This is a genomic window from Paucibacter sp. Y2R2-4 (genome assembly GCF_025717535.1).
In the GTDB taxonomy this organism is placed as follows: domain Bacteria; phylum Pseudomonadota; class Gammaproteobacteria; order Burkholderiales; family Burkholderiaceae_C; genus Paucibacter_A.
Genome location: NZ_JAJIRO010000005.1, coordinates 474,589 through 497,135, shown reverse-complemented (window position 1 = coordinate 497,135; position 22,547 = coordinate 474,589). Strand labels below are relative to the sequence as shown.

At 61.9% G+C, this 22,547-nt stretch carries 21 protein-coding genes; 13 read left to right on the top strand and 8 right to left on the bottom strand.

Annotated features, from left to right (window positions below):
• Positions 1–6: 6 nt before the first annotated feature.
• Positions 7–672, bottom strand: a complete 666-nt coding sequence (locus LNV06_RS20665) for a Crp/Fnr family transcriptional regulator (RefSeq protein WP_263540174.1) — start codon at positions 670–672, stop codon at positions 7–9.
• Between the two features lie 168 nt (positions 673–840).
• Here LNV06_RS20665 and trxB point away from each other — a divergent pair, with 168 nt between their 5' ends.
• From trxB to rpmG, 3 genes are all read left to right on the top strand, one after another.
• Positions 841–1,800 (top strand): thioredoxin-disulfide reductase, encoded by a 960-nt coding sequence (gene trxB, locus LNV06_RS20660; RefSeq protein ID WP_263540173.1) that lies wholly within the window; start codon positions 841–843, stop codon positions 1,798–1,800.
• 329 nt (positions 1,801–2,129) lie between these two features.
• On the top strand, positions 2,130–2,363 hold the full coding sequence (gene rpmB, locus LNV06_RS20655) for a 50S ribosomal protein L28 (protein WP_263540172.1): 234 nt from the start codon (positions 2,130–2,132) through the stop codon (positions 2,361–2,363).
• Between the two features lie 29 nt (positions 2,364–2,392).
• Positions 2,393–2,560 carry a 50S ribosomal protein L33 gene (gene rpmG, locus LNV06_RS20650; protein ID WP_263532261.1) on the top strand — a complete coding sequence of 56 codons (168 nt, stop codon included), beginning with the start codon at positions 2,393–2,395 and terminating at the stop codon, positions 2,558–2,560.
• Positions 2,561–2,911: 351 nt separating this feature from the next.
• Here the strand turns inward: rpmG and LNV06_RS20645 are convergent, their stop codons facing one another.
• Both LNV06_RS20645 and LNV06_RS20640 read right to left on the bottom strand, forming a co-directional pair.
• Positions 2,912–4,132 carry a DesA family fatty acid desaturase gene (locus LNV06_RS20645; protein ID WP_263540171.1) on the bottom strand — a complete coding sequence of 407 codons (1,221 nt, stop codon included), beginning with the start codon at positions 4,130–4,132 and terminating at the stop codon, positions 2,912–2,914.
• 136 nt (positions 4,133–4,268) lie between these two features.
• Positions 4,269–5,528 (bottom strand): RsmB/NOP family class I SAM-dependent RNA methyltransferase, encoded by a 1,260-nt coding sequence (locus LNV06_RS20640; RefSeq protein ID WP_263540170.1) that lies wholly within the window; start codon positions 5,526–5,528, stop codon positions 4,269–4,271.
• 56 nt (positions 5,529–5,584) lie between these two features.
• Between LNV06_RS20640 and LNV06_RS20635 the strand changes: the two genes are divergently transcribed.
• Positions 5,585–5,833 (top strand): DUF1653 domain-containing protein, encoded by a 249-nt coding sequence (locus tag LNV06_RS20635; protein ID WP_263540169.1) that lies wholly within the window; start codon positions 5,585–5,587, stop codon positions 5,831–5,833.
• Positions 5,830–6,495 carry a DUF1345 domain-containing protein gene (locus LNV06_RS20630; RefSeq protein WP_263540168.1) on the top strand — a complete coding sequence of 222 codons (666 nt, stop codon included), beginning with the start codon at positions 5,830–5,832 and terminating at the stop codon, positions 6,493–6,495. Before LNV06_RS20635 ends, LNV06_RS20630 begins: the two co-directional genes overlap by 4 nt.
• Here the strand turns inward: LNV06_RS20630 and purN are convergent.
• Positions 6,488–7,114, bottom strand: coding sequence for a phosphoribosylglycinamide formyltransferase (gene purN, locus LNV06_RS20625; RefSeq protein ID WP_263540167.1), 627 nt, complete (start codon positions 7,112–7,114; stop codon positions 6,488–6,490). The genes LNV06_RS20630 and purN overlap by 8 nt on opposite strands.
• Positions 7,115–7,218: 104 nt before the next feature.
• Here purN and trpS point away from each other — a divergent pair, with 104 nt between their 5' ends.
• The 3 genes from trpS to LNV06_RS20610 are packed head-to-tail and all read left to right on the top strand — an operon-like array spanning position 7,219 to position 10,137.
• Positions 7,219–8,238: a tryptophan--tRNA ligase gene (gene trpS / locus LNV06_RS20620; RefSeq protein WP_263540166.1), complete on the top strand. Its 1,020-nt coding sequence runs from the start codon at positions 7,219–7,221 to the stop codon at positions 8,236–8,238.
• A gap of 16 nt (positions 8,239–8,254) precedes the next feature.
• Positions 8,255–8,704 carry a DUF3717 domain-containing protein gene (locus LNV06_RS20615; RefSeq protein ID WP_263540165.1) on the top strand — a complete coding sequence of 150 codons (450 nt, stop codon included), beginning with the start codon at positions 8,255–8,257 and terminating at the stop codon, positions 8,702–8,704.
• Positions 8,701–10,137, top strand: a complete 1,437-nt coding sequence (locus tag LNV06_RS20610) for an MATE family efflux transporter (RefSeq protein WP_263540164.1) — start codon at positions 8,701–8,703, stop codon at positions 10,135–10,137. The genes LNV06_RS20615 and LNV06_RS20610 overlap by 4 nt, the downstream gene beginning before the upstream one ends.
• Here the strand turns inward: LNV06_RS20610 and LNV06_RS20605 are convergent.
• The 4 genes from LNV06_RS20605 to ettA form a co-directional block, all read right to left on the bottom strand.
• On the bottom strand, positions 10,120–11,559 hold the full coding sequence (locus LNV06_RS20605) for a sensor histidine kinase (protein ID WP_263540163.1): 1,440 nt from the start codon (positions 11,557–11,559) through the stop codon (positions 10,120–10,122). The two genes, LNV06_RS20610 and LNV06_RS20605, sit on opposite strands and share 18 nt — an antisense overlap.
• Before the next feature lie 21 nt (positions 11,560–11,580).
• The gene (locus tag LNV06_RS20600; RefSeq protein WP_263540162.1) at positions 11,581–12,291 is read right to left on the bottom strand and encodes a response regulator; all 711 of its coding nucleotides are present in this window, start codon (positions 12,289–12,291) and stop codon (positions 11,581–11,583) included.
• Positions 12,292–12,395: 104 nt separating this feature from the next.
• Positions 12,396–12,899 carry a Spy/CpxP family protein refolding chaperone gene (locus tag LNV06_RS20595; RefSeq protein ID WP_263540161.1) on the bottom strand — a complete coding sequence of 168 codons (504 nt, stop codon included), beginning with the start codon at positions 12,897–12,899 and terminating at the stop codon, positions 12,396–12,398.
• Between the two features lie 175 nt (positions 12,900–13,074).
• Positions 13,075–14,739 carry an energy-dependent translational throttle protein EttA gene (ettA, locus tag LNV06_RS20590; protein ID WP_263540160.1) on the bottom strand — a complete coding sequence of 555 codons (1,665 nt, stop codon included), beginning with the start codon at positions 14,737–14,739 and terminating at the stop codon, positions 13,075–13,077.
• 394 nt (positions 14,740–15,133) lie between these two features.
• Between ettA and LNV06_RS20585 the strand changes: the two genes are divergently transcribed.
• The 5 genes from LNV06_RS20585 to mnmC all read left to right on the top strand — a co-directional run bounded on the left by LNV06_RS20585 (position 15,134) and on the right by mnmC (position 22,371).
• Entirely contained in the window at positions 15,134–16,624 is a 1,491-nt protein-coding gene (locus LNV06_RS20585; RefSeq protein ID WP_263540159.1) for a DEAD/DEAH box helicase, read from the top strand.
• Between the two features lie 212 nt (positions 16,625–16,836).
• Positions 16,837–18,351: a polysaccharide lyase domain-containing protein gene (locus LNV06_RS20580; protein WP_263540158.1), complete on the top strand. Its 1,515-nt coding sequence runs from the start codon at positions 16,837–16,839 to the stop codon at positions 18,349–18,351.
• Positions 18,348–19,037 (top strand): NAD(P)H-binding protein, encoded by a 690-nt coding sequence (locus LNV06_RS20575; RefSeq protein ID WP_263540157.1) that lies wholly within the window; start codon positions 18,348–18,350, stop codon positions 19,035–19,037. The genes LNV06_RS20580 and LNV06_RS20575 overlap by 4 nt, the downstream gene beginning before the upstream one ends.
• 49 nt (positions 19,038–19,086) lie before the next feature.
• Complete coding sequence (locus LNV06_RS20570) at positions 19,087–20,418, top strand: MgtC/SapB family protein (protein ID WP_263540156.1); 1,332 nt, start codon at positions 19,087–19,089, stop codon at positions 20,416–20,418.
• 6 nt (positions 20,419–20,424) lie between these two features.
• Complete coding sequence (gene mnmC / locus LNV06_RS20565) at positions 20,425–22,371, top strand: bifunctional tRNA (5-methylaminomethyl-2-thiouridine)(34)-methyltransferase MnmC2/FAD-dependent 5-carboxymethylaminomethyl-2-thiouridine(34) oxidoreductase MnmC1 (protein ID WP_263540155.1); 1,947 nt, start codon at positions 20,425–20,427, stop codon at positions 22,369–22,371.
• Positions 22,372–22,547 lie beyond the last annotated feature (176 nt).

Below are 22,547 nucleotides of genomic sequence, written 5' to 3'. Positions count from 1 at the left end.
GGGCCTTCAGCCGGGGAAACGCTCTTTGATCACCACCGAGCCGTTTTCCAGCGTTTCAATCACGCCGCGCTCTTCTAGGTCCTTCATCACGCGGCTGACCATTTCGCGCGAAGCCCCGACCACCTTGGCCATGTCTTGACGAGACACCTTGCCGCGGATGATCTTCAGACCCTTTTCGTCTTCAGACATATCCAAGAGCGTACGCGCCACACGGCCATACACATCCAACAGGGCCAGCGACTCAATCTGACGATCGGCATTGCGCAGGCGTGCCACCAAGCCACGCAGAATTGCATAAGACAAGCTGCTGCTTTCCGGCAGGCAGCGCGCGAATTCATTCCGACCCAGCACCAACATATCGGTCTGAACTTCGGCACGCACGGTAGCTGAATGAGGCTCGTGGTCGATCAGGCTCATTTCACCGACATAGTCTCCCGGCTGCAGCACGGCAAGAATCACCTCTCGGCCACGCGTGTCCGCCGTCAAAACTCGAGCCCGGCCGTTCAGCAAAATAAACAAGGCATTCGACTTGGTGCCCTGCTCAACGATCAGCTCGCCGCGCTTGAAACGCCGTTTGACCACGCTGTCCGCAATGGACTGCGCCTGATCGGTGGTGAGCAAGGAAAACAAGGGCACCCTGCGGATCAGGTCCAGATTGGACAGCATCGCCATAAACAGCCTCCATTGACTAAGGTTTGAATTGGCAGGCCAACATCTATGTGTGGCGATGCCTAGAATGGGCGCATTGTGCCAACCCAGCCCGGCTTTCAAATAGGGTCTAGGCCGGATAAAACCGGCCAGTCTTCTTGATTGACGCAGCCCCAACCTCATATTTCCGTCATGAACCAAGCCACCCAACACCATTCGCTGCTGATTCTGGGCTCGGGCCCAGCCGGCTACACCGCGGCCATTTACGCGGCCCGCGCCAACCTGAAGCCGACCCTGCTGACCGGCATGGCCCAAGGCGGTCAGTTGATGACCACCACCGAGGTCGACAACTGGCCCGCCGATGTGATGGGCGTGCAAGGGCCTGAGTTGATGGAGCGATTTCAAAAGCACGCCGAGCGCTTCCAGACCCAAATCGTCTTCGACCACATCAATGCGGTGGACTTCTCGCAGCGCCCTTTCACGCTCAAGGGCGACAGCGCAACCTACACCTGCGATGCGCTGATCATCGCCACTGGCGCCTCGGCCAAGTACCTGGGCCTACCCTCTGAAGAAGCCTTCTCTGGCCGCGGCGTCAGCGCCTGCGCCACTTGTGACGGTTTCTTCTACCGCGGCCAAGAGGTTTGCGTGGTCGGCGGCGGCAACACTGCCGTGGAAGAAGCGCTTTACCTGAGCAATATCGCCAGCAAGGTTCATGTGATTCACCGCCGCGACAAGTTCCGCGCTGAACCCATCCTGATCGACAAGCTGATGGCCAAGGCCGAGTCAGGCAATGTGGTCCTGCACCTGTGGAACACCCTGGATGAAGTCCTGGGCGATCAAAGCGGCGTGACCGGCGTGCGCATCAAGAGCACCCAAGACGGCAGCACGCAAGACCTGACCCTGCACGGCTGCTTTATCGCGATTGGCCACCAACCTAATACCGACATCTTCAAGGGTCAGCTGGAAATGAAGGATGGCTACATCCTGACCCGCAGTGGCTCGAACGGTTTTGCCACCATGACCAGCGTGCCCGGAGTCTTCGCGGCCGGCGATGTGCAAGATCACATCTACCGCCAAGCCATCACCAGCGCCGGTACCGGCTGCATGGCTGCTCTGGATGCGCAACGCTTCCTCGAGCAAGAACAAGCCTAAAGCTGCAACAAATGCCCAGCCCTGGCGATGATTCGGGCTGAGTGCAGAGCGCGAGTCATCAGCCAAGCGCCCCGTCTGAAGGCAGCGCAGACCTGTGGTTCGCAGGACTTGTTCAGGCCTATAGGCGGCCGATTTTCGGCCCGCCTATCGTCGAGCCTGAAAATCGGCTATACTCCTCGGCTTGCTTGCCGGATGGACCGCGCCCTAAGGAAGTGATTCTTTGGGTTTAGCTTGCATAAAGCGGTCAAATGATTGCCTCAGGGTTTTAGCAGTTCGCCAAAAACACCTGCCGAGGCAATCGGTCATCAATTCAAACAGGAGAAGCGTCAATGGCACGCGTCTGTCAAGTCACGGGCAAGAAGCCCATGGTGGGAAACAATGTTTCTCACGCCAATAACAAAACCAAGCGTCGCTTTCTGCCCAATCTGCAGTACCGCCGCTTTTTCCTGGAGTCAGAGAACCGCTGGATCCGTCTGCGCATCAGCAATGCTGCACTGCGTTTGATCGACAAGGTCGGTATCGACCAGGTCGTCGCCGATCTGCGCGCCAAGGGCGAGCTCTGATCTAGAACTGAGACTGAAGGAGCACAATCATGGCTAAAGGCGCACGCGAAAAGATCAAGTTGGAGTCGACCGCAGGTACGGGTCACTTCTACACCACCGACAAGAACAAGAAGACTACGACCGGCAAGCTCGAATTCATGAAATTCGATCCTAAGGCTCGTAAGCATGTTCTGTACAAAGAGACCAAGCTGAGATAAGTCAGCACCGACCTTAGGGCCGGAGTCTAAAAACCCCGCCAGCGCGAGCTGCCGGGGTTTTTTCATGGCCACTCCACAATGTCTGCGAATCAACCCGGTCGGCCACAAAGATAGCCCAGACAAGCGAGAGCCCCTTGCATCTTCCGCAAAGACATCAGAACCCACACACAATCACCAGCCCAACGGCGGATAGCTCGGCAAGACCCCTGGCGCGACATAACCAAGAATCGCCATCACAGCAACAAGCAGATGCCCAGCTTTAGTTGCCCAGACAAAGCAAAAGGCGCCTTCGTCAGGCGCCTTTTTTAAATCGCGCTCACACAGAGCGCTCAGACAAACTCTCGCTAGCTTTTACACACGGGCAGCGCGCAAGCTCATGGAGAAGTTGCGCAACTCAGCAATGCCGCTTTCCTCAGCACGGCGGCACCAAGCCTGCAGATCAGCCACCAGCTGTTCGGCCGACACATTGGTACGGGTCCACAACTGACGCAACTCTTCGCGCATCACCACCAATTGATCGAGCGACGGGCTGGCGGCACGCAAAGTGGCGATCTGAGTCAACACCGCTTGAGGAATGCGCGCCTCATCACGATGCAGCCAACGGCTGGCCGCCTTGAACTGCGCCCACTGAGCGCTTTGCTCCTGGCCCTGAGCCTTCAGCTTGGCCAACTCGGCCGCGCATGCCAACTTCAGGCCGCGGCCATAACTGGCCATCACCTCATAACGATTGGCGATCACAGCTTCAAGCGTATCTTTGTCAGCCTGCTTAATCTCGCCATGGCGCAGCTTGGGCGCGGTCTTGCGAACCTTGGCCCAGCCCAGCATTTCGAATGCACGGATATAGCCCCAGCCGATATCAAACTCATAAGGCTTGACCGAGAACTTGGCCGAAGTCGGGTAGGTGTGGTGGTTGTTGTGCAGCTCTTCGCCACCGATCAAGATGCCCCAGGGCGACACATTGGTCGATGCATCGGGCGCCTCGAAATTGCGATACCCCCACCAGTGGCCGAGACCATTGATCACGCCAGTTGCCCAGACAGGAATCCACACCATCTGAATCGCCCAGATCGTGGCGCCAATTGCACCAAACAAAGCCAGGTTGATGATGAGCATCAGGCCCACACCTTGCCAGCTGTAGCGGGTGTAGAGATTGCGCTCAATCCAGTCGTCGGGCGTGCCCAGACCGTATTTCTTGATGGTCTCGCTGCTCTTGGCTTCCGCGCGGTAGAGCTCCACGCCAGTCAGCAGCAAGGCCTTCAAACCGCGGGTCTGCGGGCTGTGCGGATCTTCTTCGGTCTCGCACTTGGCGTGGTGCTTGCGGTGCACCGCCACGAATTCCTTGGTCACCATGCCAGTGGTCAACCACAGGCACAGACGGAAAAAGTGCGAAGGGATGGGCCCCAGATCGAGCGCACGGTGCGCTTGCGCACGGTGCAAGAAGATCGTCACCGACAAGATAGTGAAGTGCGTAATGACCAGGGTATAGGCCACCATCTGCCATGCGGACGCATCCAGCAGTCCGTTGGCCAGCCACTGCACCACGGCATCATGTATCGTCATCAAGAAGTTCATCAGTTCCTAACCCTGCCCAAACGATTGAGCACCAAAATGGAATAAGTCGCCCGATTGTAGGCGACACCCCCTAATTTACTGAAGCCGTATCTGCGGGCTTGACCTCAAGGCCAAACTCAGAACTTTTACGGAATCCTTATTGCCGCTCCCACACCGCGGCAAAGAAGCCGTCGGTCTGGTGCCGATGCGGCCACAGACGCAGATAGCCGTTTTCGGTCAAAGACTGCGCGCCTTCCACATGGGCTTTGGCCAAAACTTCATCGGCGGCCAGTCGCTTGAACTGGGGATGCGCCGCCTCAAAGGCCTGAGCAATCTCCTCGTTCTCGGCATCCAGCAGGCTGCAAGTGGCATAAACCAAGCGGCCGCCCGACTTCAGCAAACGCGCCGCACTGGCCAAGATCGCTGTTTGTTTGGCTTGCAACTCTTGAATGGCATGCAAAGACTGCCGCCACTTCAAGTCAGGGTTGCGACGCAAGGTACCCAAGCCGGAGCAAGGCGCATCCACCAGCACACGGTCGATCTTGCCGCTCAAGCGCTTGATGCGCTCGTCGCGCTCATGGGAGATTTGCGCCGGGTAGACGTTCGACAAGCCGCTGCGCGCCAGACGCGGCTTCAATGAGGCCAAGCGATGGCCCGACACATCGAAAGCATAGAGCCGGCCGGTATTGCGCATGGCCGCGCCCAAGGCGAGGGTCTTGCCGCCAGCGCCGGCGCAAAAGTCCACCACCATCTCGCCGCGCTTGGCGTCCAACATCAGAGCCAGCAACTGGCTGCCTTCATCTTGGACTTCGATGCTGCCGCCCGTGAAAATGTCCAGCTTATTCAAAGCCGGCTTGCCATGCACACGCAGGCCCAGCGGGGAAAACGGCGTCAGTTGGGCGTCGATATTGGCGGCCTTGAGAATCTCTTGCGCTTCCTCACGCTTGATCTTCAAGGTGTTGACGCGCAGGTCCAGCGGCGCCTGCTCATTCATGCTCTCGGCCAAGAGCCAGAACTGCTCTTCACCCAAGCGCTCCAACAAAGGCTTGGCCAGCCACTCGGGCAAGCAATGGCGCAGCTTGGCGGGCAAGCCGCTCTTGTCCATGGCTTGCACCTGCTCCAGCCACTGCTTTTCTTGCTCGCTCAGGGCGCCGCGCAAGAAAGTGCTGTTGCCTTGCCAGGCCAAGATGGCCAAGCGACGCTCGGTCGGCCCACTGCCGGACTGCGCAAAATGCTGCAGCAAGGGACGCTGACGCAGCACCGCATAGGCCGTTTCGGCCAGGGCGTGACGCTCACGTTGGCCCAAGGCCTTGTGTTTACGGAAAAAAGCGGACACCACGCTGTCGGCGGGGCTGTCCAGTTGGAGCACGGCGCGCAGAAGCTCGCAGCTCAGATCAAGAAGGGCATTAGGATGCATGCCCCGATTATCCCTGCTTGTGACACATGTTCACAAACACGCCACGAACACAAGCCATGAACGACGATCTTCCCGCCCTGCCCCTCACGCCCACCGGCCTGTATCGCCATTACAAAGGCGGTGAGTACGAAGTGATCGGTGCGGCGCGCCACAGCGAAACGCTCGAGCCCTTGGTGGTCTACCGGCCGCTCTACAACGCGACCGGACTCTGGGTGCGACCGCACGCCATGTTTTTTGAGTCGCTGGAGTTTGAAGGACAGCGCGTCCCCCGCTTCACTCCGATGTCAGCAGCAAAGAAGGCATGAAGATCTGGAACCAGCTGAGAGTTCGACCCCGTTTGCTGCTGGCCGTGGGCGCCGGGCTGGGCGCAGCTTGGTTTTGGCCTGCGCATTGGTCGCCCATGACCCGAGGCCTTGTGAGCTGGAATCTGGGCGTGTGGCTTTATCTCGCGATGGTGTTTCGCATGATGCAGGTGGCCGACCAACAGCATGTCCAGACCAACGCCCGCGCCCAAGCCGATGGCATTGGCACGGTGCTCTTGCTGGCCGTGTTTGGTGCGCTGGCCAGCTTGGGCGCCATCACTCTGGAGCTGAATCAACTGCAGCGCGGCCTGATGACCGAGCAAACCTGGCCCTATCTGCTTTTGGCGCTTGCGACCGTGGCAGGTTCATGGCTCTTGCTGCCGGTAGAGTTTGCGCTGGCCTATGCCAGCCTTTATCACACCGGTGCGGACCGACCGCACGGGCTTGAGTTTCCGGGCGCGTTCCCCAAGGGTGAACAGCATCCGGGCTACATCGACTTCATGTATTTCTCGGTCACTCTGGCCGCCACCTCGCAAACTTCCGATGTGGCCGTCAGCGCCCGCCCGATGCGCCGCCTGGTGCTGCTGCACGCGATGCTGTCCTTTTTGTTCAATACCGGTGTGCTGGCCTTGGCCATCAACATCCTGGCTGGCTTGATCAAATAAAGGACTGGCTTTCTCCAGCCGTTTGGCGGACCACGCCGCCCTCAATCTGCAGCTGATCTTGCACAAACCAGCGCACCGCTTGCGGATACATGCGGTGCTCCAGTTTCAGTACCCGAGCAGACAAGCTGTCTTCATCATCGCCCACTTGAACAGGCACCACCGCCTGCGCCACGATCGCGCCATGGTCCAACTCTGCGGTGACGAAATGCACCGTCGCACCGACGAATTTGCAACCCATCTCCAAGGCACGCGCATGCGTGTGCAAGCCCGTGAACGCGGGTAACAAGGAGGGGTGGATGTTCAGCATGCGCTCGGCGTAATGCGCGGTGAAGGCCGGCGTCAAGATGCGCATAAAGCCCGCCAGCACCAACAAATCAGGCGCGTAGCCGTCGATGACTTTTTGCAGCTCGGCATCAAAAGCTTCGCGATTCGCAAAAGCCTTGTGATCGACCACGGCGGTAGCAATGCCATGCTGATCAGCAAAAGCCAGCCCCGCCGCGCCGGGCCGATTGCTGATGACCGCCGCAATGCGGGCCGGCCAGCCTTCAGTGGCACAGGCGCGCACGATGGCCTCCATATTGCTGCCACGGCCGGAGATCAGAATGACAATGCTTTTCATGGGGCGGCAGTGTAGCTGCCTACAATCGCCGACCGGCGCTAATGTGCCTAATGCGCCTAAAGCTTCTAAGGCGCCTTTGCCGCGCCCCTATCCGAAGACCATTCATGAGCTCCGACATCAGCCCCGCACCGACCACCCGCCAACGTGTGCTCTCCGGCATGCGCCCCACTGGGGCCTTGCACCTTGGCCACTACCACGGTGCGCTGAAGAACTGGGTGCAGCTGCAACGCAGCCACGACTGCTTTTTCTTCGTGGCCGACTGGCATGCCTTGACCACGCATTTCCAAGACCGCGAAGCGATCGAACGCAATGTCTACGACATGGTGGTGGACTGGCTGGCCGCGGGCATCGACCCCGAGCAAGCCACGCTTTTCATCCAAAGCCGCATGCCGGAGCACGCCGAGCTGTTCACGCTCTTGGCCATGAGTACGCCCTCCTCTTGGTTGGAGCGCATCCCCAGCTACAAAGACCAAGTCGAGAAGAATCGCGAGCTGGCCACCTACGGCTTTCTGGGCTACCCACTGCTGCAGGCGGCCGACATCCTGATCTACAAGGCCGCCTTTGTGCCGGTCGGCGAAGACCAAACGGCGCATGTTGAAGTCACCCGTGAGGTGGCGCGGCGCTTCAACCGCATCTACAGCCCGGAGCAGGCCATCCTGCCGGAGCCGCAGGCCCTGTTGACCGACACCTCGCGCCTGACAGGCCTGGACGGCCAGAAAATGAGCAAGAGCGCCGGCAATGCCATCGCCATGCGCGATGAGCCCGAGGTGGTGAGCGAGAAGATTCGCACCATGCCCACCGATCCACAACGTGTGCGCCGCAGTGATGCCGGTGACCCAGCCCGCTGCCCGGTGTGGCCCTTGCACCAGATTTACTCGGACAGCGACACCCGCGCCTGGGTTCAAGAAGGCTGCACTTCGGCCGGCATCGGCTGCCTGGACTGCAAGCAGCCCCTGATAGAAGCCATTCACAAAGAACAAGCGCCCTGGCGTGAGCGCGCCAACGAATACCTGGCCAAGCCCAAGCAGGTGCAGTGGATTGTCGAAGTGGGCACCGAGCGCGCTCGCGCCGTCGCCCGCAAGACACTGCGCGAAGTGCGTGCCGCTATCGGCCTGAGCCACTGAGCCCAAGGCGCACAGCATGGCGGGCATTCACATCACCGACATCGAAGCCGCCATCAACTGGTGGCGCGAGCAGCAGCCATCCCCAGACGGGCTGAGCGCCTGCCCGGAGGTTCGTGCATTAGCTGAGGTTTACGGCCTGCTGGTCTATTACCGCGAAGTCGAATGCGATGAAGACAGCATGCCGGCTGAAGCCAAACAGGCTTGGCTGGCTTGGTACGCCAGCACGCCCGATGCGCCTTGCATCGCCATCTGTTCCACCAGCCAAGGCGATGAGATCTGCAAAGGCTGCGGCCGCAGCTTTGATGAGGTGCAACACTGGCCCGTCATGAGCCCAGCCGAGAAGCGCGTCACCTGGCGGCGCATCTCGATGGAGGCCACCGCCTGGCGCTTCAATCGCTACGCCGAGCGGGCCCGGGAGTTCAAGGGCATTGACCACCCCCAATCGCCCGAAGGGCGCAAGCCTTGAGCCATCTTCAGCCGACCGGCACGACTCGCATCGACAGTCTGCGCCAAATCGCCCCCTTGGCGTGGCCGGTGTTGGTCGGGCAGTTGGCGGTGCTGGGTTTCAGCACGGTGGATACGCTATTGATCGCGCGCTTTTCCGCTATCGACTTGGCGGCACTGGCGGTTGGTAGCGCCATCTACATCACCATTTTTGTCGGCCTGATGGGCGTGGTCATGGCTATCTCTCCGGTGGTGGGTCGCTTGTTCGGGGCTGGGCAAATGCAGCAAGCGGGTGATCAGTTGCATCAAATGCTCTGGCTATGCCTGGGCTTGATGGTACTTGGCGACTTGATCCTCTTGTTTCCGCAGCCCTTCTTGGCCATCTCGCAAACCAGCCCGGAGGTAGAGACCAAGGTCCGAGCCTATTTGTGGGCGCTGGCACTGAGCCTGCCAGCCACACTGTTCTTCACGGCCTTTCGCGGCTTTACTGTCGCGGTTTCACGCCCCAAGGCAATCATGCTGCTGCAGATCAGCGGCTTACTGGTGAAGGTGCCACTGAGCATGGCTTTCATCCAGGGCTTCAGTCTCGGCCCTTGGCAAGTGAGCCCCATGGGCGCGCCGGGCTGCGGCCTGGCGACTGCGATTGCCATGTGGTCGCAGGCCCTGATCGCTTTTGCGCTGATGCGCAAAGATGCGTTTTACCGACCCTTCGGCCTGCACGGGGCGCTGTGGCGTCGCCCGCACTGGCCGTCCATCAAGGCCTTGCTCAAGCTGGGTGTGCCCATGGGCGGCTCCATCTTGATCGAGGTGACGGGTTTCACCTTCATGGCGATCTTCATTGCGCGTTTGGGCGCAACAGCCGTGGCTGGCCATCAACTGGCGGCCAATCTGATCGCGCTGATGTTCATGTTGCCGCTGGCCTTGGCCAATGCCACCGGCACCTTGGTGGCGCAGAGCGTGGGTGCCCATGATGCCGCAGGCGCGCGGCGTTTGGGCTGGCACGGCCTGGAGATTGGCCTGGGGCTCTCCTTCCTGGTCGGAGCCTTGGTGTTTGTGGCTCGCGAGCAGGTGCTGAGTCTTTACACCCATGACCCGCTCATCATCGCGGCGGCCATGCCCCTGCTGCTGTGGGTCTGGCTTTTTCATGTGGCGGACGCCGGCCAGACCTTGGCCGCTTTCGTGCTGCGCGCCCACCACATCGCCACCGCGCCCATGGTCATCTATGCCTTGGCGATCTGGGGTGTGGGCCTGGGCGGCGGCTACTGGCTGGCCTTTGGCCATGCAGACGGCTGGTTAGCAAGCCTTCATGGTGCGCGAGGTTTTTGGTCCGCAGCCACCGCCGGTCTGGTGATTGCAGCCCTGGCCCTGAGTGCCTTTTTGGCCTGGGTGCACAAACTCGAAGAACGCGAAGCGGCCGCTTCAGGGGGCACCGACAACTCAGGCCGCCTTCGGTAAGCTCAGCACAAAAACGCTGCCGCCGCCTTCTCGGTCTTCGCAATGCACATCGCCACCATGGCGCTGAATGATCTGCTTGACCAGGCTCAGGCCCAGACCCACGCCGCCAGCCTGCTCAGCATGCCCCGGCATGCGGAAAAAGGCCTCGAAAATTCGCTCGCGCATGGCAGGCGGAACACCCGGCCCGCGGTCGCAAACACGGAATTCGGCGGCGCCATCCTTGCTGCGCTCAAGCTGCAAGAGGATTTCGTCCCCGCCATAGCGGCGCGCGTTTTCCAGCAAATTGCGCAAAGCACGGCGCAATAAGCGCTCGTCGCCCTGCGCCGACAGATGTTGCAAACCTGGCGAGGGCACAAACTCAGCCCCTACTCGCGCCGCCTCTTCAGCGGCCAGCCCCATCAGGTCGACCCCCTGGCCTTGCAGCGGCGAATCTCGAGCTTCCAGTCGGCTGGCCAATAAAACCTCTTCTACCAGGGCATCCAACTCGCGGATATTGGCGTGAATCTCCTGGCTCAAACGCTGGCCCTGGGCCGACTGCATGGACGCGCCCTCGGCACTCTCACCCAGCATCGAAAAAGCCATCTTCAGCCGCGCCAAGGGCGAGCGCAGTTCATGACTGGCATTGGCCAACAGTGACTTTTGCGAACGCAGCAGCGCCTCAATTTGCTCGGCCGATCGGTTGAAGCTCGCCGCCAGCACCGCCACCTCATCCTTGCCACTGTCCTCCACGCGGTGAGAGAAGTTGCCACGGCCAAACTGCTCCACGCCAGCCCGCAAGTTCTCCAGACGCCGAGTCAGGCGACGAATCACCGGATAAGCCCCCAGGGCCACACCGATGAACAAGAGCACCAGCAAAATCACCAGCACCTGCCCATTAGGCCTCGGCCCGATCAGGGGCAAGGGCATCATCGGCGCATCCATCCGAGACCCACCTGGACCGGCTCCTGGCCCACCCCCGAGACCTCCACCAAAGCCGCCCCCAAGCCCTTGGGCGTGTCCCTTGCCGAAACCGCCGCCACCGGGCATGCCCGGCTGTTGGCGAGGGGGTCGCATCAACTCCAGGCTGCGTCCGTCCTTGAGTGGAATTCGCAGCGTCGGCGCGGCCGCATCGATTTCTTGGCGGCGCTCAAACACTTCTGAGGCCTCAATGCGCTTACCACTGGCATCGTTGAGCGCAATCGCCATGCGCAGCCGGCGCCCCCAAGCCTCCACCGCCAAGGCTTGCTCTTCTCTGGGCGCATCGGCGCTGGGCAAGGCCTGATACAGCAAGTCGGCCATGGCCAACATGCGCTCATTGGCTGTCGCCTCAAAACCACCTCGCTCGCTTTCAATATGACGTTGAAACAACCAAGCCGAGCCGAAAGCAAAGGCCAGCAGCAAGACCACCAGGGTCAGATAAATGCGTAGATAGAGCGACTTCATGCAAGGCTCGGCCGCGGCCGCTCAGACCGAGTCCGCGTCTTGCTTGCGGGCGAATACATAACCCGCTCCACGCACCGTCAACACTCGGCGTGGCGCTTTCGGGTCGTCTTCGATCAGGGCGCGGATGCGCGAGATGTGCACATCGATGGAACGGTCGAACGCATCCAGCGGATGGCCCTTGAGCGAGTCCATGATCTGGTCGCGCGACAAAACCCGGCCCGGGCTTTGCGCCAAAACCACCAACAAATCGAATTGATGCCCGGTGAAATCCAGCGGCCGACCGTCCAGCCGCGCCAGGCGCGCGGCCAGGTCAATCTCCAGGCGACCAAAGCGCAGCACATCTTCGGCACCCGGTTCTGGCTCGGTGCGGCGCAGCAAGGCCTTGATGCGAGCCTGCAATTCGCGCGGCTCAAAAGGCTTGGCCAGATAGTCATCGGCCCCCAATTCCAAGCCGAGAATGCGGTCCATGGGTTCGCCGCGCGCCGACAACATCAAGACCGGCAAGCGCCTTGTATGCGCCGCCGCGCGCAGCTCACGGCAGAAATCCAGGCCATCGCCATCGGGCAGCATCAGGTCCAGCACCAGCAGGTCAAAGGGCTGACCCGCCAAGGCTTCGCGCGCCTCGCTCAAGCTTCCAGCCAACACCACCTCAAAGCCCGCGCCCCCCAAGTAGTCACTCAGCATCGCGGTGAGCCGCGCATCATCATCAATCAGCAACAGTCTTTGCATCATCTGGGGTCTGGCCAAGGGTCTTGCGAGGCGGGGCCGCTGCTGCGGCCGGTGGATCAAAGTCTCAAGCATAAGCGAGGGGCGATTCAGTCAAGCGAGGCGGCAGATCACTGACCGCCCGGCTTGCCGCCACGGTGCTCGGCCATGCGAGCCTGCATCTTCTTCATACGCTCAGCCAGCTTGGCGCGTTGCTCAGGCGTCAACACCCGCGCCGCGTCCACCATGGCCTGGCTCATGCGCTTGCTGCTCAACTCTTGTTGGGACTGGACCTGCTGACGCAGGTTCTCAACGGCACCGGCATCAATCATTGGCGCACTCAGCAAGTCCATCATCTGCATATGCAGCTTGCGGCCGGACTCGCGCTGAGGTTTCAAGTCGTTCATCGCCGCTTGCATGATCTGCTTGACCTGGGCGCGCTGGGCATCGCTGGCGTCCACGTTGTCCAACATATGCTCCATGGAGCGGCCCATCATCATGTCCGGACCGCCGCGATGCCCCCCAGGCTCCATCGGACCTCCGGGGCCCATCGCCTGGGCAGACACGGCCACCACGGCAATGGCCGCCACAACCGCGCACTTCTTGCCCAGGTTTGCGAAGGAAAACTTGTTCATCGACAGCTCCATCTGTGTTTGCGATGTCGCTATCTTCTGAGTCGCACGTAAGCCATCCATGCAGGCGCGGTAAAGATCTGTGAAGGCATGAAAAAAGGACCCGAAGGTCCTTTTTCTTGGTTGCCGCAGCAGCTTGCTGCGGACTTTTTCCGATCTTTCGGCCGACTTGATCCGCTTACTTGATGGGCTTGAAACGCATACGCTTAGGACGCGCACCCTCTTCACCCAGACGCTTTTTCTTGTCGGCTTCGTACTCGTGGAAGTTGCCATCGAAGAAGAACCACTGCGAATTGCCTTCGCAAGCTAGGATGTGGGTGCAGATGCGGTCCAGGAACCAGCGGTCATGGGAGATTACCATCGCACTGCCGGCGAACTCCAGCAGCGCTTCTTCCAGCGCACGCAGGGTTTCAACGTCCAAGTCGTTCGACGGTTCGTCCAACATCAAGACGTTGCCGCCTTGCGCCAGAGTTTTGGCCAGATGCAAGCGGCCGCGCTCACCACCCGAGAGGCTGCCCACCAGCTTTTGCTGGTCATTGCCCTTAAAGTTAAAGCGGCCCAAATAAGCGCGGCTGGGCATCACGAACTTGCCCACCGTGATGTTGTCCAGACCACCCGACACGTCTTGCCAGACAGTCTTGTCGGCTTCCAGGCTGGCGCGACTTTGGTCGACGAAGGCCATCTTGGCGGTCTTGCCGATCTTGACGGTGCCGCTGTCCGGGGTCTCGGTGCCTTGCAGCATGCGGAACAGCGTCGATTTACCGGCGCCGTTGGGGCCGATGATGCCGACGATGGCGCCGGCCGGCACCTTGAAGCTCAGGTTGTCGATCAGCACGCGGTCGCCGAAGCTCTTGCTGACGTTCTCGAACTCGATGACTTCATTGCCCAGACGCTCGGCCACGGGAATGAAGATTTCGTTGGTGACGTTGCGCTGTTGGTATTCGACGTCCGACAACTCCTCGAAGCGGGCCAGACGCGCCTTGCTCTTGGCCTGACGGCCCTTGGCGTTCGAGCGCACCCACTTCAGTTCTTCCTTCATCGCCTTCATGCGGGCGTCTTCGGATTTCTGCTCGCCTTCCAGGCGCTTTTCCTTTTGGTCCAACCAGTCGGAATAGTTGCCCTTCCATGGGATGCCGTGACCGCGGTCCAGTTCCAAGATCCACTCGGCGGCGTTGTCCAGGAAGTAGCGATCGTGGGTGATGGCCACCACGGTGCCGGGGAAGCGCTGCAGGAACTGCTCCAGCCACTCGACCGATTCGGCGTCCAAGTGGTTGGTGGGTTCGTCAAGCAGCAACATGTCGGGCTTGCTCAGCAGCAAGCGGCACAGAGCCACGCGGCGCTTTTCACCACCGGACAGCACGCCAATCTTGGCGTCCCAGGGTGGTAGGTTCAGCGCGTCGGCTGCCAGCTCCAGCTGCAGATCGGTGTTTTCGGAGCCCGCGGCGGCAATGATGGCCTCCAGCTCGCCCTGCTCGGCAGCCAGGGCGTCAAAGTCAGCATCCTCTTCGGCATAAGCGGCATAGACCTCGTCCAGGCGCTTCTTGGCCGCCAAAACGCCGCCAATGCCCTCTTCCACCGCTTCGCGCACGGTTTGCTCAGGATTCAGCTCAGGCTCTTGCGGCAAATAGCCGATCTTGATGCCCGGCATGGCCATGGCCTCGCCTTCGTACTCCTTGTCGACACCGGCCATGATCTTCAGCACGGTGGACTTGCCCGAGCCGTTCACGCCCAGCACGCCGATCTTGGCGCCGGGGAAGAAAGACAGCGAGATGTCCTTCAGAATGTGGCGTTTCGGAGGCACCGTCTTGTTCAGACGGTTCATGGAATAGACGTATTGCGCCATGGCGGAGGGTTCCTGTCCTGGAGTTTTCGAGAGTTTTTGCGGGGCTGCGGGACCTTGTGGGCAGCCGAGATCGGTGCCGGCCCGCCGCGAATGCCAATTTGGCACGACGCGAAACGGCGTATTGTCGCAGCTTCGCCGCCCCGACTCGGCGCGCTAGCGTCACAAGTTCACAAGCCAAGCCTTGGCGAGGCCTGACCCGGGACCTACAGCCCCGAGTTTTCCCGGGGTTTCCCTGGTGCCCAGCTATACTGCGGGCCTACGCCGCGGCTACCAGTCTTCCGCGGCGTTCCTTTTTTTGACATCTTGTACGCCTCCTATCGCAGGCTCGCAGACTGGCGTTGCATACCCTGCAGCGCGGCCCAGCAACCGAAGATGCGTGCTCTACAAAAAATCAATGAGCTTTGAATCTTTGGGCCTTGCCCAGCCTTTGCTGAAGGCCATCGCCGACGCCGGCTATACGACTCCTACTCCCATTCAATCGCAGGCCATCCCCGCCGTCATGCAAGGCGGTGACCTCTTGGCCGGCGCCCAGACCGGCACCGGCAAGACCGCCGGTTTCACCCTGCCCATGCTGCATCGTTTGAGCGTCGGCCAGCCGGTGCTGAACAAACGCGGCAAGCCCGCCATCCGCGCTCTGGTGTTGACCCCCACCCGCGAGCTGGCGGCCCAGGTCGAGGAAAGCGTCAAGACCTACGGTAAGTACTTGCCCCTGAAGAGCATGGTGATGTTCGGCGGCGTTGGCATGCAGCCGCAAATCAACCGCCTGCGTGACGGCGTCGACATCCTGGTGGCCACCCCCGGCCGCCTGCTGGACCACGCTCAGCAAGGCACGCTGGACCTCAGCCAGGTGCAAATGCTGGTGCTGGACGAAGCCGACCGCATGCTGGACATGGGCTTTGTGCACGATATCAAGAAGGTGCTGGCCCTGCTGCCGGCCAAGAAGCAGTCGCTCTTGTTCAGCGCCACCTTCAGCGATGACATCAAGAACCTGGCCGACCGCCTGCTGAACCAGCCCGCCCTGATCGAAGTGGCCCGCCGCAACCAGACCAATGAGTCGATTGCGCAAAAGGTCCACCCGGTTGGCCGCGAGCGCAAGAAGGAACTGCTGGTCCATCTGATCAAGAGCGGCGACTGGCACCAAGTGCTGGTGTTCACCCGCATGAAGCATGGCGCGAACCGCCTGACCGACTACCTGAATGACCAAGGCATCAGCGCCATGGCCATCCACGGCAACAAGAGCCAAGGTGCCCGCACCAAGGCCCTGGCCGACTTCAAGAGCGGCGATCTGACCTGCTTGGTGGCGACCGACATCGCCGCCCGCGGCATCGACATCGACCAACTGCCCCACGTCGTCAACTTCGAGTTGCCGAATGTGCCGGAAGACTATGTGCACCGCATCGGCCGTACTGGCCGCGCCGGCGCGCAAGGCGAGGCGGTGTCCTTGGTCTGCGTGGACGAGAACGGTTTCCTGCGCGAGATCGAAAAGCTGATCAAGCGCGAGATTCCCAAGGACATCGTTCAGGGCTTCGCGCCCGATCCGAGCGAAAAGCCTGAGCCCATCGTGCTGGGCCGCATGATTCTGAACAACAACGGCAGCCGCTCCGGTGGCGGTGGCCGCGGCGGTCGCCCTGGCGGCGGTGGTGGCGGTGGCGGCGGCGGTGGTCGCTCGGCTCCGCGCGGCGGCTCGGGCCATGCGCCTCACGGTTCGCGCGAGGGTTCGCGTGACGGTGGCGCACCGCGCCAAGCTGCGCCGCAAGGCCAGCGTTCGGGTGGCGGCGGTCGTCCGGGTGGCGGCAGTAGCGGTGGTGGCGGTGGCCGTCCGGCCGGCGGTGGCGGTGGTGGCGGACGCAGCCCTGGCGCTCGTCTGACCAGCCCCAAGCGTTAATCAAGGCGCCGACTGAACAGAAAGACCTGACTCGTCATCTGTGCGGATGCTGTTTCAGCAACAGTCAGCGCATATTTTGATCAAAAGCCCAGCCAAAACCCGGTTGGGCTTTTTTGTTTCCGCACGCATACTCGGCCCGTCCCAAGGCTGCGGTGATCCAACGCAGCCCAGCGCCGCTGTTGTCGATCCTTGGTTTGCTGCAGAAACTCAATATGCGTCTTACTGTTCGCCGTCTCTTTCTTTGGCTACTTTTCGCCGCTGTTGCCGCGGTGATCGGCATCCTTTTCCTGCTGCTGCGACAGTTTGATGCCAGCAAGCTCGGCACTGACTTCAATCAACGCACAACCGGTGAGCTGATTCGTTACGCCCGGATTCGGCTGATGGGCCACCAGATTCTGGAACCCCTCTTGCTGCCGGCCTTGGCCTATGCTGAAACGCAAGCCCAGCGAAGCCCCCCACAGCTCAAGCTACCCAGCTTGGCCAAAGGGCAGCAGCCGCAGCCCTTGCCCAAGCAGCGCTATGACGCCCAAGGGTTGCCCTTGGCCGAAGAGCCCCAAGCGGGGGCAGGTCCAGCCGATAGCAGCTGGTCGGAGCTGCGTGTCAGTACGGCAGCAGAGTTAGCAAGGGCTATGCAATCGGCCAAACCCGGCCAGACCATTGTGCTAAATCCGGGCCGCTATCGCATCACCGAGACCTTGAGCACTGGCGCCACTGGCCAGAAAGACTTACCCATCTCCGTCAAAGCCCGACAGGTCGGCCAAGTTCGTTTGGAGTCGATGACAGCCGATGTATTCAAGGTGAGCCACGGCTTTTGGGTCTTTGAAAACCTGCAAATGCGCGGCAGCTGCCCGGTTCAAAGCGACTGCAAACATGCGTTCTTGGTGCAAGGTGGCGCCCGCAGCACGGTGATTCGCAATAATTTGATGGAAGACTTCAACGCCCATTTGCAGGTCAATGGCGATGAGGACGAATGGCCGGATGAGGGCTTGGTGCAGTTCAACACCTTTAGCAATAGCCGGGCCCGCGACACGGCTGCCGTGGTCGCCCCAATCAACATCATTGGCGCCAGCAAATGGCGGCTGCTGGACAACCACATCAGCCATTTCGTCAAACGAGGCGGTGGGCAATCGTCCTTCGGGATGCTGGTGCGCGGCGCCGGACACGGCACCCGGATCGAGCGCAATCTGCTGATCTGCACGCCCCAGCAGATCACACAACCGGGCATTCGCACCGGCATTTCCTTTGGGGGCTCGGCCTCAGAGCCCCGCTTCTGCCGCGACCAGCAATGTGAATTCGAGCAACGCGCCGCGGTGGCGGCCAACAATGTGGTGGCCCATTGCAATGACTTTGGCATTGATGTGAACCGTTCGGCCTCCATGCTGATTGCGCACAACACCTTGGTCAACACCGCAGGCATCGACATGCGCGGGGCCAAATCCAATGGCACGGTCTATGGCAATTTGTTGGACGGCCGCATCCGCGAACGCGACGGCGCGCAAATCAAGGCGAGCATGAATGAGGTTCTCGACCTCGGTATCACGCTGGAAGACGCCGATGCCTTGCGCCTGAACTGGCGCCGCAGCGTTGAAGCGGTGCCCTCCCACCCCTTGGTGAAAGATGACTTCTGCGGCACCCAGCGCAACAACGCCACCCAGGTCGGCGCTTTGGCCGAGCTGAAGTCGGCCTGTTTGCCCCGCGTGCTGGATGCCAAGTCGGTCCAACCATGAGCCACATGCCGCAAACCTTGTGGCTGGCCGGCGCGACAGGATTGATCGGAAGGGCCCTGCTGGAGGGCTTGCTGCCTCAAGCGCTTCAACTGGAACTGCTCTTGCGACGCCCGGCCACCGATCTGCCGGCCAGTCCGCGCGTCCACCCGCATCTGGTGGATTTTTCTCGCGAGGACCTGGGCGGCGCCCCGCTGCCGCCTCCGCAGGCCGTGCTGATCAGTCTAGGCAGCACCATGGCTCAGGCGGGTTCGGCCGAGGCCTTTCGAGCGGTTGATTTCGAGGCGGTGTTGCACGTTGCGCAAGCCGCCAAACGGGCCGGCGCCAGCCGTTGCGCCGTGGTTTCCGCCCTCGGTGCCGACGCCAACTCCAAGGTCTTCTACAACCAGGTCAAAGGGGAGATGGAGCAGGCTTTAGTGGCCCTGCAATTTGACCGTTTGGTAATTGCGCGCCCCTCGCTGCTGCGAGGGGCGCGCGGCGCACGTGCCGCACTCGGCCAGCCCGATCGACCCGGTGAACGCTGGGCCTTGACGCTGACGCGACCGCTGCAGCCCTTGATCCCCTTGCGTTGGCGCCCTATCGACGCCGCCGTGGTCGCTCGCGCACTCTGCCTTGCCTTGCGTCAAGCCGGCCCGGCGGTTCAAGTGCTTGAATCACAGCAATTGCAAACCCTGGGGGCCCTCGAATGAAGACTTGCTTGCGCGGCTGCGCGTCCCAAGCCGGAAAAACTCTCGCCTCGTGAACTTGCTGGAACAAGCCTTTGGCAGCTACGCCGAACTGGCGATGGGACTGCTGGCCGCCCTCGGCAGCGGCCTATTGATCGGACTGGAGCGCGAACGCCACAAAGGACGCGGCCACGACGGTGGCCGCCAAACTGAACCGGCGGGCTTGCGCACTTTCACCATTGCCGCTTTGGCCGGCGCCTTGGCCTATGGCTTGGACGTCACAGGTCTTGTGGCCGTAGGCGCGCTGGCCATCACGGTGCTGGCGGCCATGGCCTACTTCCGCAGCAGCGAACATGACCCCGGCCTGACCACCGAGATGGCCTTGCTGGCCACTTATTTGATCGGCGTCTTGTGCGTACAAGCGCCGATGTTGGGGGCGCCGGCCGCCGTCACCCTGACCGCCTTGCTGAGTGCCCGCACCGGTCTGCACCGCTTTGCCACCCGCTGGTTGAAAGAGCGAGAGCTGCACGACGGTTTGCTCTTGGCCGCCCTGGCCTTGGTGGTGTTGCCCATCATGCCCACCGAGCCACTGCCTTGGCTGGCGGGCATGAAGGCCCATTCCTTGATGGGCTTGCTCTTGCTGTTGCTGGGTCTGCAGGCTTTTGGTTATGTGGCGCTGCGTCTGCTCGGCGCCCAGACGGGCTTGGCGCTGTCCGGCTTGATGTCGGGGCTGGTGTCCAGCACCGCCACCATCGCCACCATGGGCCAAAGAGCCAAGGCCGAGCCCGCCCTGCTGCTGGCCTGTACCTCGGGGGCGGTCATGTCCACGGCGGCCACGTGGCTACAAGCGTCTTTGATGCTGCTGGCCTTGGCACCCGAAGCGGCCCTGCGCTTTTTGCCGCTGGCTGCGGTCGGCATGGTAGTGGCCGGCGGCACCGGCGTGGCTTTGGCCGTGCGCGCCCATCAAGCGGCCCTCGCCGCCCATGTACAAGCATCGCCGAAAGTTCCACACGAGCAAAAAACCAGACCCCAAACGGGCGGCCCCTTGCGGCTGAAAGAGGCAGCCTTCATCGCCCTCTTGCTCAGCGTGGTGGCGGTGCTGGTCAGCTGGGCGGAGCGTCGGTTTGGCAGCTCAGGCCTGTTCGCTGCCGTGGCCTTGGCAGGCCTTGCCGATGCCCATTCGCCGGTGGCTTCGCTGGCCGGCCTGGCCCATGCCGGGCAGATTGATGCCGAGCTGATGTGCCGTGGCGTGCTGGCCGCCATTGCCAGCAACAGCGTCACCCGCAGCATCACCGCCTGGCTCAGCGGGGGGCGTCAATTTGCGGCCATGGTCGCTGGCGTACTTTTTTCATCGCTGGCCCTCGCGAGCGGCATGCTGTGGTTCATACTGCCGGCCCTCGCTTGAGCCTGCATGAAAAATCCCAGCATCACACCCGCCGTCGTCGATTTCAGCGACCCTGCTGCCCCCAGCGCACCGGCCTTTGAAGACGTGTATCACAGCCGCGCAGGCGCGCTGGCGCAAGCCCGCCACGTCTTTTTAGGTGCCAATCAACTGCCCGGCCGCTGGGCGGCGCGGCCGCGCTTTGTGATCTTGGAAACCGGCTTTGGCCTCGGCAATAACTTCCTGGCCACTTGGGATGCCTGGGCGAATGACCCCGATCGATGTGAACAACTGGTGTTCATCAGCATCGAAAAGCACCCGCTGCGTCGCGAGGATCTGGCCCGAGCCCATCAAAACTCGCCCTTGCCTGATCTGGCCCCTCAATTGCTGGAAGCCTGGCCGCCGCTCACCGCCAATCTGCATCGCCTGAGCTTTGCCGACAGCCGAGTGCAGCTGCTGCTCTGCCTGGGGGATGCGCGCCACTGGCTGCGCGAATTGGTGGCCGAGGTCGATGCCTTTTATCTCGACGGTTTCAACCCGCGGCAAAACCCGGAGATGTGGGACAGCTATCTGCTCAAAGCCCTGAGCCGACTGGCCGCGCCCGATGCCACGGCCGGCTCTTGGAGCGTGGCCCCCCATGTGAGAGAAGGACTGCAAGCGGCCGGCTTTCATGTGGAGCGACACCGTGGTTTCGCCAACAAGGGCGGCATGTGCGTGGCCCGTTATGCACCACGCCATGTACTGGAAAAACCGGCCGGGCGACTGGCACTGGCGCCGCCCGGCACCCAAAAAGCCTTGATCATCGGCGCCGGTTTGGCCGGTACGGCCTGCGCCTGGGCCCTGGCCGAGCAAGGCATTCACAGCACCGTGATCGACCGTCGCAGCGGGCCGGCGCAGGCCAGCTCGGGCAACCCCGGCGGCTTGTTCCACGGCACGCTCAACCCCGATGACGGCGTGCATGCCCGCTTCAACCGAGCGGCGGCCCTGGCCACCGAGCGCTTGTTGAAAGCGCTCGGGCCCGAGTTGCCTTGGCTGCAGCAAGGCCTGCTGCGCCTGGAAACCAGGCTGGACCTGGGCGGCATGCAAGCCCAGCTCAGCCGACTGGGCCTGCCGAGAGACTATGTGCAAGCCATGAGTCAGGCCCAGGCCCGCGAACTCAGCGGCCTGGATCTGCAATACCCCGCCTGGTTCTACCCCGGCGGGGGCGCCTTGCCGCCGGCGGGCTTTGTGGCGGCACTTTTGCGCAAGTCAAAGGCCGAGACGATGTACTCCGTGGGTGTAGAGCGCCTGCATTGGCTTGATGGGCAATGGCAAGCCCTCGGCGCCGACGGCCAAGTGTTGGCGCAAGCCCCCTTGGTGGTCTTGGCCGGCGGGCATGAAGCACAGGTCTTGCTGCAAGACCTGGCCCCCGATTTGGCTGGCTTGCTGCTGCAGCAGCGCGGGCAAATCAGCCATCTGGCCGCAAGCTCCGCGCGACCGCGTCTGCCCGTGGCGGGGCTGGGCTATGCGATTGCCGATCAGGGCCAAGGTCTGTGGTGCGGCGCCACCAACCAAGTCGGCGACACAGACCCGACGCTGCGCGCCAGCGACCATGCCGCCAATCTGGCGCAATGGGCGGAGCTTGCCCATCTGGAGGATCTCAGACCAGCTTTCGATCCTTCACTTGCGCCGCCCCTCGGACGCGTCGGCTGGCGTCTGGCCACGCCGGACCGCCTGCCCTTGGTCGGCGGCTTGCCCATGGCCAGATCTGAGGGTCGGCGAGACCAGCCCCGCTTTCTGCCACGACAAGCCGGTTTGGCCCTGTGCATGGCCATGGGTTCACGCGGCATCGGCTGGGCGAGCTTGTGCGCGCAAGTGCTCGCAGCCCAGGTTAGCGGCGCGCCGATTCCTTTGGAAGCGAGCTTGCTGGATGCCATCGATCCAGCCCGCTTTGCTGTGCGTGCCTATCGCCAAGGACTTGCGCAACCACAGGCTTAGAAGCGAAATTCCTCAGGTAGCGGACTTGTCTTGCGGGCGCAGAGCGCACCACCCACACGCCGGGCTTGCAGTGCGCACAGCAGCGCTGAAGTACGAGCCCTTCATGCCGACAAGCCAAACGGGACCCCTCGCTTCAAGCTGGGCTTGAGCGACTTCCCTCCCCTGAAAGGTTCGTC